Here is a 14,169-nt window from a genome sequence, read left to right as displayed (position 1 = left end):
TCCACAATTAATGAGAATCGATTTTGCAAACTTGACCAAGGCGTATCAAGAACATAGTTCTGAATTTGAAAAAGTAGCTTTGGACGTTATGTCTTCTGCTCGCTACATTTTGGGTAAAGAAACGGATGAATTTGAGGCTTCTTTGCAAAATTATGTCAAAAGCAATTATGCTCTAGGGGTATCTTCAGGTACTGATGCCCTACTGTTGGCCTTGATGGCTTTAGGTATTCGCGCAGGAGATGAAATTATAACGACACCTTTCACCTTTATAGCAACAGCAGAAACAATAGCCTGTTTAGGAGCTAAGCCTGTTTTTGTTGATATTGAAGAGGAAACTTTCAATATTGATGCGTCTCGTATTGAAAATGCAATAACCGAGAAAACGAAGGCTATAATGCCGGTTTCATTGTATGGACAAATGCCGGATATGGATGCGATTAACACTATTGCGGCCAAACATAATTTAGTGGTAATAGAGGATGCAGCTCAAAGCTTTGGAGCCTTATATAAGGGAAAACGGAGCTGTTCGGTATCAACCATTGGTTGTACTAGTTTCTTTCCTGCAAAACCAATGGGTTGTTTTGGCGATGGAGGAGCTGTCTTTACTCAAGACGCAGAACTTTATGATAAAATGAAGGCTATGCGTGTCCACGGGCAGGTAGAACGTTACACGCATAAATATATTGGAATGGGAGGTAGACTTGACAACCTTCAAGCTGCCATCCTAAACATTAAACTTCGGCATTATGAAAGAGATATTGAGCGAAGACAGAATGTAGCAATAAAGTACACCCAATTGTTAAAAAATCATGTTCCTACACCTCTTACGAAAGAAGATAGAACATCGGTCTGGGCACAATATACCATCAGGATTAAAAATAGGCAGCAGGTTCAATCACATCTAAAAGAAGCTGGTGTTCCTACGGCAGTTCATTATCCTATACCTATGCACTTACAGGAGTGTTTTGCTTATTTGGGACATAAAAAAGGTGATTTTCCAGTGAGTGAAACTTGTGCCGCAGAGGTAATGAGCCTTCCCATGAATCCATATTTAACGAACGACGAAATAGAATATATAACTTCAAATTTGATAAAACACTTATAGATGAAAAATTTCGCATTAATTGGTGCAGCAGGCTATATAGCGCCTAGGCATATGAAGGCCATTAAAGATACAGGAAACAATTTATTGACCGCTTTTGATAAAGGTGATAGCGTAGGTGTGATTGATTCCTATTTTCCGGATGCAGATTTTTTTGTTGAATTTGAACGTTTTGATCGTCATATAGAAAAACTGAAATACGAGACAGATACGTATCTAGATTTTGTAAGTATCTGTTCGCCAAATTACTTGCACGATGCACATATTAGATTTGCGTTGCGGAGTGGAGCTGATGCTATTTGCGAAAAACCTTTGGTTCTTAACCCATGGAACGTTGATAAATTGCAACATGTTGAGGAAAAGACAGGTAAGAAAATATATAATATTTTACAACTAAGGGTACACCCAAGTATTATTGCGCTTAGGGAAAAGGTAAAGAACGCTAAGAAAGATACGAAGTTTGAAGTAGATCTTACTTATCTAACCTCAAGAGGGCATTGGTACCATACTTCATGGAAAGGAGATAAAACAAAGTCTGGAGGGATTGCCACTAATATAGGAGTGCATTTCTACGATATGTTGTCCTGGATTTTTGGCGATGTACAAGAAAATATAGTTCACCTTCACGAAGACGATCGTGCAGCGGGCTACTTAGAGTTCGAGAATGCAAGAGTTAGATGGTTTCTTTCTATTAGTTCTAAATACCTGCCACAAGAGATTAGAGACAAAGGTCAGACTACTTTTAGGTCTATAACTATTGACGGAGAGGAGTTGGAATTTAGTGGAGGTTTTAAAGATTTACACACGATGGTTTATAAAGATATTCTGGATGGAAAAGGTTATGGAGTTGATGCTGCAAGAACAGCAATTCAAATCGTTCATGATATCCGTAATTCGAAGCCTGTTGGGTTAAAAGGGGATTATCATCAATTTTTGAATGGTTGAGTTTAGTTTTTAAAACAACTAATGCGATAAGGAGAATATTCCTTCGACTATTCAAGACAATCTTATGAAAACAGCAGCTGGTGGAACACAAAATATTTTGCGAAAGTAGCTCAGGTTATATGCTTTTCATAACAGAATATTTATACTAGAATTTTAGATTGGCCAATGGTCGTAGGTAATTTTATTGTAGTTTTGTTTAAGTCCGAAAAAACCTTCTAAATTAATAAGGATTGAGTTCATGGAATATATTTCATTATGGATATACTTAGCCTAATAGGTAGGAATAAAGAGTTGTTTTTAGAAGATGTACGTAATTATAAAACGGAGCTAAAGGAAATTGTTTCCAATTCTTCTTTTTTAGTTATTGGCGGAGCTGGTTCAATAGGCCAGGCCGTTACTAAAGAAATTTTTAAAAGAGAACCGTTAAAACTTCATGTTGTTGACATAAGTGAAAACAATTTGGTTGAGCTTGTTAGGGATGTTAGAAGTTCTTTTGGGTATATAACTGGTGATTTCAGAACTTTTGCATTAGATATAGGATCGGTAGAATATGACGCATTTATCGAAAGTGATGGGCAATATGATTATATACTTAACCTGTCTGCTTTAAAACATGTTAGAAGCGAGAAAGACCCTTTCACCCTAATGCGGATGATTCAAGTGAATATTTTGAATACAAACAAAACCTTAGGGCATGCTATAAAAAAGGGTACAAAGAAATATTTCTGCGTATCTACCGATAAGGCCGCTAATCCTGTGAATATGATGGGGGCTTCTAAGCGTATTATGGAAATGTTTTTGATGCGTTATAGTTCTCAAATAAAGATTTCTACAGCACGATTTGCTAATGTGGCTTTCTCTGATGGCTCCCTGCTTCATGGGTTTGATAAAAGAATTCAAAAGATGCAGCCCATAGTAGCCCCAAACGATATAAAACGCTACTTTGTCATTCCAAAGGAATCTGGGCAACTTTGCCTCATGTCATGTATTTTTGGTGAGAACAGAGATATTTTTTTCCCTAAACTTAGTGAGGATTTACATCTTATCTCTTTTGCTGATATAGCAACGCAGTATTTGAATAATCTAGGCTATGAGCCCTACCTCTGTAAAACTGAGGATGAAGCGCGGGAACTCACTAAAACTTTGCCTAAAGAAAAAAAATGGCCATGTCTATTTACCCCAAGCGACACTACGGGAGAAAAGGATTTTGAGGAATTCTTTATGGAAGATGAAAAATTGGACATGCAGAAGTTCAAAAACTTGGGGATTATTAAGAATGATCCCGTTTATGATAATGATAAGCTTCTAATGTTTGAAACATTAATACGTGAACTACTAGAAAGAGGGCAATGGTCCAAAGACGAAATTCTGCATCTATTTTTTAAAATGATTCCGGATTTCGGACATAAAGAGACCGGAAAATATTTGGATGCAAAGATGTAAATAGCAATGATTAATGAATCCATTGAATTTATTAGGAATCACTTTCAAACAGAGGATTTTATTCCTTTGCACGAACCTTGTTTTACAGGAAACGAAAAAAAATATCTTAATCAATGTATAGATACAACTTTCGTATCCAGCGTTGGTAAGTTTGTGGACAGCTTTGAGGTAGCGGTTGCCAAATTTACGGGTGCTAAGCATGCCGTGGCTACCGTTAACGGGACATCCGCATTACATATTGCTTTGCTACTTGCAGGAGTTGAACCAGATACAGAAGTTATAACCCAGGCCTTGACTTTCGTTGCCACATGTAATGCGATAAGCTATATTGGGGCAAATCCCGTCTTTGTTGATGTCGATAAGGAAAACATGGGGCTTTCTCCGGAAAAACTGGAATCTTTTTTGTCCAAGGAAACAAAGATGGTTAATGGGGAGTGCATTAATAAACGTAGCAATAGAAAGATCAAGGCTGTAGTTCCTATGCATACCTTTGGATTACCAATTAAAATGGATGAAATTTACAATGTATGTAATAAGTTCAATATAACAGTTGTTGAGGATTCCGCTGAATCTTTGGGCAGCTATTATAATGGCAAACATACAGGAACATTTGGAAGTTTAGGGGTTTTAAGTTTTAACGGGAACAAGACAATTACTACCGGTGGTGGAGGTATGATAATTACTAACAATGATTTGATAGCCCAAAAAGCGAAACATCTCACCACTACTGCAAAGCTTGCGCACAGATGGAATTTTGAGCATGATGAAATTGCCTATAATTATAGGATGCCAAATATTAATGCGGCGTTAGGGTGTGCCCAAATGGAAGTTTTGCACAAAATTCTTTCTTCAAAAAAAATATTAGCAAAAAAATATGAAGATTTTTTTAGGAATAAGGAGCTAAAATTTGTGACTGAACCCAAGAATTCTAGAGCCAATTATTGGCTAAATGCCATTATTTTAAAAGATTTAGAAAGCAGGAATAAGTTTTTAAAGGAAACTAATGATAATGGAATAATGACAAGGCCAATTTGGACCTTAATGAGTAATCTTGATATATATAAGAATGCACAGAAGGCTAATCTCGAAAATTCTCTTTGGCTGGAGGAAAGGGTCGTAAATATACCAAGCAGTGCAAAAATTTAAAAGCCTCTATATATTAGGTTACTCAGGTCATGCCTATGTGGTTTTAGATATTGCTTTAGGCAATGGGTTTGTTCCAAAAGGTTATTTTGATTTTCAGAAAGCACAAAGTAATCCATATCAAATTTCTTATCTAGGAGATGAAAACAAGCTTGATCTCACCTCAATTGTAGGTAATGGTGTTGCATTTCCAGCTATAGGATCAAACCAAATTCGAAAAAGAGTGTATCAGTTGCTTACAGAACAGGCCATTGAGCAGACTGTTCTCATTGACAAAAGTGCCTCCGTATCTATAATGGCTTCTATTGGTAATTCGTCATTGGTGGCTCCCAAAGCTGTAGTTAATAGTAAATCGATAATAGGTGATGCCTGTATTATCAATACTGGGGCCATTATTGAGCATGAATGTACAATTGGTGATTTTTCGCACATTGCTCCTGGTAGTGTGCTAACCGGCAATGTGTCCATAGGAAAGAATGTTTTGGTAGGTGCCGGATCTGTTGTGAGACCCGGTATTACGGTTTGTGACGATGTTATAATTGGCGTAGGCTCTGTTGTTGTCCGCGATATTTTGGAAGAAGGAATTTATGTAGGAAACCCAGCAAAAAGATTGAGATAGAATGGAAAACAAAGTTATAATTATTGCGGAAGCGGGAGTAAACCACAATGGGAATATGACCTTGGCCAAAAAACTGATTGATGTGGCGGCAGATGCAAAAGTTGATTATGTAAAGTTCCAAACTTTTAAGGCCAAGAAATTAGTGGTAAAATCAGCACAAAAGGCAGATTACCAAAAAGAAAATACAAAAAACAATACGGATTCTCAATTTCAAATGCTCCAAAAATTGGAACTTTCCAAAAAAATGCATCTTGAATTATTGGAGTATTGTAAGGATATGGGTGTCAAGTTTTTGTCTACAGGTTTTGACCTGGACAGTCTGGATTTTTTAAATGAGCTAGGAATAGAGTGTTTTAAAGTCCCTTCCGGAGAATTAACCAACCTCCCATATTTAAGAAAAATAGCTTCATTCCAAAAACCTATTATAATTTCTACCGGCATGGCCGATATGAAGGAGGTAGATGATGCCTTAAACGTATTAAATATGGAAGGAGTGACCCAAAATAATATTACGGTGTTACATTGCAATACAGAGTATCCAACACCCATAGAGGATGTTAATCTTAACGCGATGAATACTATGGGCGAAAGGTTTTCGGTAAACTATGGATATTCGGACCACACTTTAGGAATAGAGGTCTCTATTGCCGCTGTGGCGAAGGGTGCCAACGTAATTGAGAAACATTTTACACTGGACAATAATATGGAAGGCCCGGACCATAAGGCCTCTTTAGAACCCAAGGAATTAAAAGACATGGTTACTGCTATTCGCAATATAGAAAAGGCCTTGGGACATGGCCGAAAGGAACCTAGTCCTAGCGAAATCAAGAACAAAGCGATAGCAAGAAAAAGCATAGTTGCTAAAACGCGAATAGAAAAGGGTTGCTTATTTACTGAAAGCAACCTAACGGTTAAACGTCCAGGAACGGGTATATCACCTATGAAATGGGATGCGATAGTGGGTACAAAAGCCACTAAAATGTACGAGGAAGACGACCTAATATGAGAAAAATAGCCATAGTAACGGGAACAAGGGCAGAATATGGCTTGTTAAAACCATTGATTCAGGCCATTAATGAGGATAAGGAACTGAAATTACAGTTGTTGGTCACTGGAACCCACCTAATGCCCGAATTTGGTAACACCTTCGAAGAAATTGAAGCAGATGGTTTCGTGATTCATGCAAAGGTGGAAGACTTTCTAACAAATGATACCCCTAAGGCAATTACGGAAGCCATGGGAAATACAATTAAGGGTTTTGGTAACGTTTTTGTAAATCTACAACCAGATATAGTAGTTGTTCTTGGGGATCGTAGTGAGATTTTAGCCGTGGTTACAGCTGCTATAATTGCAACTATACCGGTAGCCCATATTCATGGAGGTGAGACCACAGAAGGGGCCTATGATGAATATATTAGGCATGCCATTACCAAAATGAGCAGATTGCACTTTGCTTCTACCGAAGCCTATAGAAGACGAATCATTCAAATGGGAGAGCATCCAAACAAAGTGTTCAATGTGGGTGCACTGGGTATAGATAGTATCCGCCAACTGCAGCTTTTGGGTAAAACGAAGTTTGAGGAATCCATTTCAAAAAAGTTGGATCAATATTCGGTTTTGATTACCTTTCATCCAGTTACCTTGGAAAATGCTTCGGCCGAAAGACAATTTGAGCAACTGCTTATATCCTTGGATGCACTTGAGAACACAACCCTTATCTTTACAAGGCCCAATTCGGATAAGGATGGCCGTATTATTGTAAAAATGATTGATGAATATGTTGGCAGGAATACTGAAAGAGCGGTCGTGTTTTCCTCCTTGGGTCAATTACGTTATCTTTCTGCATTGCAATTTGTAGACTTTGTTATAGGAAACTCTTCCAGTGGTATATTGGAAGTACCTTATTTTAATATACCAACTATCAACATAGGAGACAGGCAAAAAGGACGGCTCATGCCTGAAAGTGTAATAAATTGCCCACCCAATTCCGAAGCCATTAGTTCCGCAATATGCAAAGCAAAAGAGAGTGAATTTAAAACTAAGATTCAGGAGCAGAAGCATATTTATGGTGATGGCCATGCTACGCAGAAAATAATTGGCCCATTAAAGAATTTTAATCTTACAAACAAGAAAAAACCATTTTACGACCTAACAAATTTTAATTTTGAGAAGCTATAAAGACCATATTATTTTATCTGGGAGCAGTGTCAAGCAGGCGCTCATACGATTGAACGAATTGGGGCAGGATGCCATATTGTTTGTTGCTGACAAAAACGACGTGCTTATAGGTTCATTGACCGATGGCGATATCAGAAGAGGCCTTATTCGGGGCATAACCGTAAATAGCTTAGTAGATGAGGTAATTCAGGAAGACCCCAAATACGTTAGAAAAGGAGGGCGCAATATTGAAAAAATTATAGAATATAGAGAGGGTCACTTTAGGATTCTACCAGTAATTGATCAGAGCGATAAAATTGTCAACATTATAAACTTCAGATCAATGAGGTCATATTTGCCTGTTGATGCGGTAATTATGGCCGGTGGCAAAGGATCTCGGCTAAGGCCTTTGACTGAAAAAACTCCCAAGCCATTACTCAAAGTAGGAGATAAACCTATTATGGAGCATAATTTGGACAGGCTCACTCTCTATGGAATAGACGATTTTTGGGTCTCCGTTAAATATCTTGGTAACCAGATTGAGGATTATTTTGGTAACGGAGATATAAAGAACGTACATATTTCCTATGTCTGGGAAGACGAACCGTTGGGCACTATAGGAGCGGTCTCTAAGATAAAGGACTTCCGGCATGACTATGTGCTTCTTACTAATTCTGACGTGCTCACAAATTTGGACTATGAACATTTTTTTCTGGATTTTATTAAACAAGAAGCAGATTTGTCCGTAGTTACTATCCCTTATAAGGTTGATATTCCCTACGCAGTTTTAGAGACCAACAATGGGCATGTTCTTAATTTACGGGAAAAGCCAACTTACACATATTATTCCAATGGAGGGATCTACCTTATAAAGCGATCAGCATTGAAATATCTGCCTGAAGAAGGCTTTTTCAATGCAACTGATTTTATGGAAAAGTTAATAACAGAAAAGAAAAAAGTAATTTCATATCCACTGTCCGGGTATTGGTTGGATGTGGGGAAACACGAAGATTACAATAAAGCACAACAAGACATCAAACAAATTAAGTTCTAATGAAACCAATGGTCGTAATTCCCGCAAGAGGGGGTTCTAAGGGAATCCCCGGTAAAAACATAAAGAAATTAGGGGGGAAACCGTTAATTGAATATACCATTAAGGCGGCTAGGGAAGTGTTTCAAGATAATGAGATTATAGTTTCTACCGATGACCCTAAAATCATAACGGTCGTAAATACTATTGGTCTTAATGTGCCGTTCATAAGGCCCTCCAACTTGGCGTCAGACTCTGCTGGCACCTATGAGGTCTTGCTACATGCGTTGGAACATGTAGAGAGTACTGGGTATAATCCAGATGTTCTTATCCTTTTACAACCTACATCTCCCTTTAGATCTTCCCAGCATATTAAAGAAGCTATGAAACTATACGAAACCAGTAGTGAACTGGAAATGGTGGTTTCGGTTTCCGAGAGTAAAGCGAACCCCTACTTTGTACTTTTTGAAGAGAACGAACAAGGGTATTTGCAGAACTCCAAAAAAGGAAGCTTTTCACGAAGGCAAGATTGCCCCCAAGTATGGGAGTTCAACGGAGCAATTTATATTATGAATGTAAGGGCGTTAAAAAGCAAAAGATTATCTGAATTTACAAAACGAGCCAAGTATGTAATGGATGAAATATCCTCGCATGATTTGGACACTCCTTTAGATTGGTTGGTTGCTAAAGCAATAATAGAGGAAAAACACGAAAAGGCTACAAAAAACTAGCATGTTGTACATTTGGCATTATGAATTTAAAAAAGATTGAAACCGAAGTTGCTGTAGATAAAATTGCGCATAAAGGTGTTTCCATTTGGCCCATATTAAAAAGCTATCTTGTAGGTATCGTAGGCGAAAATAATATTATAAAAGAAGCCAATTTACCCTATTTAAGACTTTTTCTAAAAACTCTTCCCAGCGATTTGCTATCCATCAGAAACATGGGTAAGTCTAAATATTGGGTGTTCTCATCCTCACAAACAAGATTTCATATAAATGAGGATTCTTTTGATAGAGTAAGTACTGGACTTTTAAAATATTTAAAAGGTTATGTGCTCTTGGAAAACCCAATACCAAAAGGGAAAACGGAGTCAAAAAAATTACAAAAGGGAGAATACTATGTTGGAATGTCTTGGATATACCTTATTCAGTTCATTATTTTGAAATTATCCAAGAGCCCTGAAATTGAAAATCTTGATTTGCTTGAGACTTATTTAAAAAAAGATTTATCTAAGATTAAATATATCTATCACAGAATTCACGCAGGAAAAAGACTTTATAACATGCTGTTCAAGTTATATAAGCCTAAAGCAATTTTCGTAGTGTGTTATTATTCTAATTTTGAACTTATTCTGGCTGCCAAAAAAAACAACATTCCTGTAATTGAATTACAGCATGGTTTGGTTACGGATAGTCATAGGGCATATCATTTTGAAGAAAAGCAACCTAACAACTTGATGCCAGATTATTTTCTAAGCTATGGAAAGTATGCTAGTGACACTGTAATAAAAGGAAATCTCTTTGAAAAGGGATGGGTACTTGACTATGGCTACACTTTCATTGAAGAAGTGCAGGAAAGACTTAGTGTTTCCTACGAATTGCAAGAAATAAAGAAGTCATTCAAGAAAACCGTATGTATTACAGGGCAGCTAAAAACAACAGATGAGCCCTTATTAGAGATTATTTCAAGTATTTCCTTAAAGTTCCCCGAAATCTGTTTTATATTTAAACCTAGGCACTATGTAGATAGGGAATCTTTTATTTCTTCAACCAACTTGGTACGACTGGGAGAGATAAATACATACGAACTTTTGAAATATTGTGATTATCACCTTACGGTATACTCAACATGTGCCCTAGAAGCATTGGCATTGGGCACTCCTACAATATCCTTGAATATAAAGGGATATTATAATCGATTTCTAAAAAGATTACTAGGAGAAAATCCGTACAATTTTGTAGCGGAAACGGAGGAACAACTAGTTGATGTACTCAATGAAATAGAAGGTAGGACATTCGTAAAGTCTAAAATTAAAGAATCTATTTCCCATGTTTTTTCCCCTCAAGTGGATACTGAAGGATTTAATGATTTTTTTAGTAAGATAGTGAATTAGAAATATCACCTTAATATGATAGGTATTTTATTCTTTTCTGCATTTTTAGAGTATATGAACTACGTACAACATTCTCATACAAACACAATTTTAAGAGCTCATATCAAAGTGTAATCGCGTTTTTACTGGATTTTGATTTAAACCAAACTTACTTTAAATTTTACGCGAGAATTACCAACAACAGTAGAAATTCTGTTTATCAAGCTAGGCCATGAATAGTATATTCTTTATACAAATTCTAGGTTTTAAATAAGTTTTTAACAGATTAAAATAAAGGTTTTAATGGTGTAAAAGTACCGCCAGTCCACCCAATACAGATATGAGCAAACCACCTGTATGATTTACGTTCCATACTTAAAAAAATGACCAAAAATACAGAGTTAGAGTATGAAAGAACTATTTTCGTTCCTGCAAGTAATGGAAACGAAAAAACTTTACTTAATTTCACTTAAATATCAATTACAGATTCTGACATTTAGCTATTGATCTTGGCAAAAAACAATTGTGTTGCAATTCATTTTCTATGTGGAAAAATAAATTTTTGGGTTTAATCGTTTTTGCATGTATTATAGGAGTTTCATGCAATAGGTCAAAACCTGTAAAAGAGGTTCAGGAAGTAAACAGGGTGGATTCAATTCAAATGGCGGGAAAGCAATTTGATATTCTTAAATATAAAATTAAAAAAGAGCAACATCAAAAAGATAGTTTAGAACTGCATTTTGAAAGAATTGTTCTTGAACCAATGCATGAATCAGAATACAAGCTTAGGATTGATTTGAAAACTAAGCCGGGTAAAATTCAATTTTATAAAGATTATTATGTTATTTTTTCAATTTATCCGAATGATGATGAACTTCAATTAGTATCCCCTGAAAGAAAAAAATATGGGTTTGAATCTTTTTCCGCAAAATTTGAATTGACTCAAAATAATGAATTAAGGGTAAAACGTGAAATAAGAACAAATATTGAGCAAGCTAGAGCAATAACAATTTCAATAATGGAATATAAGAATAATCAAAAAAGCTTAGTTCTTATTTTGCAAAATGTGCCTCTTTTACAAAGGGTATAATGGACAATAGGTATAAAATCTTTTTTTTATTTGCCTAAGATGTGGTTTTAGATGGAATCAAGTATTCGTATAGATAAAAGTAGATTGGTTGAGATGGTACACTTTACCATAATAACCATAGCGGGTATGAGTACAGTTCTAAGACCCTCCATGGAAAGTAAATTAACCTTATTCCGGGTTTTGCTTCCATTTATTTTCTTGTGGTTGTTTGTGGCCAACCGCAGAAGAGCCTTTAAATTACTTGGTATAGTTACGGTTTTGGTATGCTACTCGACCATAGTATCTTTTTTATCTCGGTTTCATAATTTTAGTATTGTTTTCAATCTTTATTATTTGGCGGTATTTGTTTATTATTTCTACTATAAGGAAATACTAAGAATCTGTGGGCCAGAGAGAATATACTCTTATCTCTCATTTCTCTTTAAGAGCCTATTAGTATTGGGGCTTATACAGTACTTTTTTGGGGGTGTATACTTTAATACCATAAGTAGATTGCCCGCCGTTCATATCTTTTTCTGGACTGAAAACGAGTACTCCTCCGTATTGGCCATTTTTGTTCCCTTGTTTTTCTTAAAGGAAAAAGGGTTTTTTAAATACCTATGGATTCTTGCTGCAGTTTACCTAATAGCATTTGATGATGCTAAATTGGCGGTTCTGTCCATAATCGTTTTTTTTGGTGGATATTTCTTAATAAAGTTTAAACTTTTTAAAATAAGGTATTTAGGTTTTCTTGTCTTGGGTACGTTGGGTGTGGCCACTTTGTTTTTTTTAAGAGAGTATAGTATTCAAGGAAAATATACTATTGGGTATTTTGTTTCTAGACTTGTTGGAAACACCATATTATTAGAGCCGCTGGAACATATTGGAACCTTCAATTCTAGGTCCAATGCGGTAATTCTTGGAGTAAAAGAGTTTTTACATTCATACATGTTAGGTATAGGCCCTGGAAACTCACTTATTATGATGGATGAAATTGTGGTCCCCGGTACAGAGGAGTATACGGCTTTGAGTATGCATAATTTTATTATGCAACTCATAACCGAAATGGGTATATTCGGTATTGGAATGTTGGCGATATTCTATATAAAAGTAAAACAAGCGGGAGTTAGAAGTGAATACCCAATGAATTTGGTGCTTGTGTTCTACATTAGTGCGGTTATTTCCATAACATTATTATCAGGTCCATGGTCCAACTACTTTTATCTTTTTATCTTAATCTATTCAATTGATTTTTTTGGAAAAAATGTTGGAAAGTAATTCGCAAATAAAAGTTCGCCTTTATCTTGAAAAAGTAAGGTTTGAAATTTTGCCATTTATTTTTTTGTCCTTACCCTTGGTGCCAAAGATATCCAGTATTCTTATTATAATTTATGCAGCCGCATCCCTATTGTTGCTAAACAGACAACACTTCAAAAATGTGTTTGCTAAAAAGGATTTCATTGCATATATGCTACTGCATGTTATGTTGGTTTTTGGACTTTTGTATTCTATTGATAGCGAATCTGGTTTATCTAAAATTCAGACTCAGATTTCACTTCTTATTTTGCCCCTATTTTTTGGAGGAAGTAACTTGATGTTTAAATATAGACAAAAGTGTTTGACCTATTTTTTAATAGGAGTGGTAATTGCAGTCCTTTTATGTTTGGGACATGGGCTTTATAGGGTCATTACTCAAGAAAGTGTTTATGTTATTGATCAATTTGACCAGAAAAACAATGTTTTTTTTTATCAACAGTTTTCATCAATATTAGATTTGCATCCCACGTATTTTTCACTCTATTTGGGAATTTGTCTATTTTGTCTAATGGAGCGGTCTTTTTTAAAAGTCAATAGGAACCTATTATTAAGAATTTGCGTAATATTTCTTCTTTTTACAGCATTATTTCTTACCTCCAGTAAGGCGGGAATATTTTCATTTATAGCTGTAACCGCAGGATTTTTTGTTTACAAAGCGCTGATAAAGAGGTCCAGAATTCATTTAGGTCTTCTGGTAATATTGGTGTCGGGTTTTTTAGTTATGTACACCGTTAACCCTGTATTTCAAAAGCGAAGTATACAAGGCATTACAGGTTTCAAGAAAGTTTTTTTTGAGAATGAATTTATAAATGAGTCTACTAGTATACGTTTTCACTTGTGGATTTTGTCATACAACATATCCAAGGAATCTCCATTTTTAGGGTATGGAACTGGGAGTACTAAAGAAGCGTTGAATCAAAAATGTCTTAAGTTTTATGCTTTCTCAACTTGTGAAAGGTTGCGGAATAAGAATAGCCATAATCAATTTTTAGAATTTTTGGTCGCCAACGGAAGCATTTTTGTTTTGGTGTTTATTTTCTCTTTAGTTTTGGGACTAGCAAGAGCATTTCGCAATAAGGACCAGTTGCTAGGACTATTTTTAGCATTTATGACTCTAAATTTTCTATTTGAAAGTATATTGCAAAGAGAGAGAGGAATAGTATTATTTATGCTATTTATTGTAATTCTATCGGTTTCCCAAGGGCCAAGTTTAAAGAAAGAAAATTTAACGCCACCTCAATAGGTGAAA

At 35.8% G+C, this 14,169-nt stretch carries 13 protein-coding genes; all 13 read left to right on the top strand.

Annotation, left to right across the window (positions count from 1 at the left end):
* The first annotated feature begins 10 nt into the window (after nucleotides 1-10).
* The 13 genes from KO521_RS16205 (at nucleotide 11) to KO521_RS20645 (ending at nucleotide 14,163) form a co-directional block, all read left to right on the top strand.
* On the top strand, nucleotides 11-1,105 hold the full coding sequence (locus tag KO521_RS16205; protein ID WP_215940957.1) for a DegT/DnrJ/EryC1/StrS family aminotransferase: 1,095 nt from the start codon (nucleotides 11-13) through the stop codon (nucleotides 1,103-1,105).
* The gene (locus KO521_RS16200; protein WP_215940956.1) at nucleotides 1,106-2,047 is read left to right on the top strand and encodes a Gfo/Idh/MocA family protein; all 942 of its coding nucleotides are present in this window, start codon (nucleotides 1,106-1,108) and stop codon (nucleotides 2,045-2,047) included.
* A gap of 255 nt (nucleotides 2,048-2,302) precedes the next feature.
* Nucleotides 2,303-3,490 carry a UDP-N-acetylglucosamine 4,6-dehydratase gene (locus tag KO521_RS16195; protein WP_215940955.1) on the top strand — a complete coding sequence of 396 codons (1,188 nt, stop codon included), beginning with the start codon at nucleotides 2,303-2,305 and terminating at the stop codon, nucleotides 3,488-3,490.
* Nucleotides 3,491-3,496: 6 nt separating this feature from the next.
* Entirely contained in the window at nucleotides 3,497-4,636 is a 1,140-nt protein-coding gene (locus KO521_RS16190; protein ID WP_215940954.1) for a LegC family aminotransferase, read from the top strand.
* Nucleotides 4,623-5,252, top strand: a complete 630-nt coding sequence (locus KO521_RS16185; RefSeq protein WP_215940953.1) for an acetyltransferase — start codon at nucleotides 4,623-4,625, stop codon at nucleotides 5,250-5,252. The genes KO521_RS16190 and KO521_RS16185 overlap by 14 nt, the downstream gene beginning before the upstream one ends.
* 1 nt (nucleotide 5,253) lies before the next feature.
* Nucleotides 5,254-6,258: an N-acetylneuraminate synthase gene (gene neuB / locus KO521_RS16180; RefSeq protein ID WP_215940952.1), complete on the top strand. Its 1,005-nt coding sequence runs from the start codon at nucleotides 5,254-5,256 to the stop codon at nucleotides 6,256-6,258.
* Entirely contained in the window at nucleotides 6,255-7,430 is a 1,176-nt protein-coding gene (neuC, locus tag KO521_RS16175) for a UDP-N-acetylglucosamine 2-epimerase (RefSeq protein WP_215940951.1), read from the top strand. The genes neuB and neuC overlap by 4 nt, the downstream gene beginning before the upstream one ends.
* On the top strand, nucleotides 7,417-8,463 hold the full coding sequence (locus tag KO521_RS16170) for a nucleotidyltransferase family protein (protein ID WP_215940950.1): 1,047 nt from the start codon (nucleotides 7,417-7,419) through the stop codon (nucleotides 8,461-8,463). Before neuC ends, KO521_RS16170 begins: the two co-directional genes overlap by 14 nt.
* A complete protein-coding gene (locus tag KO521_RS16165; protein ID WP_215940949.1) occupies nucleotides 8,463-9,170 on the top strand; it encodes a cytidylyltransferase domain-containing protein in 708 nt (235 codons plus the stop codon). Before KO521_RS16170 ends, KO521_RS16165 begins: the two co-directional genes overlap by 1 nt.
* A 20-nt stretch (nucleotides 9,171-9,190) precedes the next feature.
* On the top strand, nucleotides 9,191-10,555 hold the full coding sequence (locus KO521_RS16160) for a hypothetical protein (protein ID WP_215940948.1): 1,365 nt from the start codon (nucleotides 9,191-9,193) through the stop codon (nucleotides 10,553-10,555).
* 523 nt (nucleotides 10,556-11,078) lie between these two features.
* Complete coding sequence (locus KO521_RS16155; protein ID WP_215940947.1) at nucleotides 11,079-11,624, top strand: hypothetical protein; 546 nt, start codon at nucleotides 11,079-11,081, stop codon at nucleotides 11,622-11,624.
* 51 nt (nucleotides 11,625-11,675) lie between these two features.
* A complete protein-coding gene (locus tag KO521_RS16150) occupies nucleotides 11,676-12,881 on the top strand; it encodes a hypothetical protein (protein WP_215940946.1) in 1,206 nt (401 codons plus the stop codon).
* Nucleotides 12,868-14,163, top strand: a complete 1,296-nt coding sequence (locus KO521_RS20645) for an O-antigen ligase family protein (RefSeq protein ID WP_354668229.1) — start codon at nucleotides 12,868-12,870, stop codon at nucleotides 14,161-14,163. The genes KO521_RS16150 and KO521_RS20645 overlap by 14 nt, the downstream gene beginning before the upstream one ends.
* The last annotated feature ends 6 nt before the right edge of the window (nucleotides 14,164-14,169 follow it).

The sequence above is a fragment of the Zobellia uliginosa genome (assembly GCF_018860745.1).
GTDB lineage: Bacteria > Bacteroidota > Bacteroidia > Flavobacteriales > Flavobacteriaceae > Zobellia > Zobellia uliginosa_B.
Note: the sequence above shows the minus strand (reverse complement) of the source record. Positions and strands in the feature narration are given on the sequence as shown.

What these genes read in the sequence shown, in the direction of transcription:
- KO521_RS16205 (WP_215940957.1), top strand. Translation starts at nt 11, where the DNA reads ATGAGAATCGATTTTGCAAACTTGACCAAGGCGTATCAAGAACATAGT.
- KO521_RS20645 (WP_354668229.1), top strand. Translation starts at nt 12,868, where the DNA reads ATGTTGGAAAGTAATTCGCAAATAAAAGTTCGCCTTTATCTTGAAAAA.
- neuB (WP_215940952.1), top strand. Translation starts at nt 5,254, where the DNA reads ATGGAAAACAAAGTTATAATTATTGCGGAAGCGGGAGTAAACCACAAT.
- KO521_RS16190 (WP_215940954.1), top strand. Translation starts at nt 3,497, where the DNA reads ATGATTAATGAATCCATTGAATTTATTAGGAATCACTTTCAAACAGAG.
- KO521_RS16195 (WP_215940955.1), top strand. Translation starts at nt 2,303, where the DNA reads ATGGATATACTTAGCCTAATAGGTAGGAATAAAGAGTTGTTTTTAGAA.
- KO521_RS16200 (WP_215940956.1), top strand. Translation starts at nt 1,106, where the DNA reads ATGAAAAATTTCGCATTAATTGGTGCAGCAGGCTATATAGCGCCTAGG.
- KO521_RS16165 (WP_215940949.1), top strand. Translation starts at nt 8,463, where the DNA reads ATGAAACCAATGGTCGTAATTCCCGCAAGAGGGGGTTCTAAGGGAATC.
- KO521_RS16150 (WP_215940946.1), top strand. Translation starts at nt 11,676, where the DNA reads ATGGAATCAAGTATTCGTATAGATAAAAGTAGATTGGTTGAGATGGTA.
- KO521_RS16160 (WP_215940948.1), top strand. Translation starts at nt 9,191, where the DNA reads ATGAATTTAAAAAAGATTGAAACCGAAGTTGCTGTAGATAAAATTGCG.
- KO521_RS16155 (WP_215940947.1), top strand. Translation starts at nt 11,079, where the DNA reads ATGTGGAAAAATAAATTTTTGGGTTTAATCGTTTTTGCATGTATTATA.
- neuC (WP_215940951.1), top strand. Translation starts at nt 6,255, where the DNA reads ATGAGAAAAATAGCCATAGTAACGGGAACAAGGGCAGAATATGGCTTG.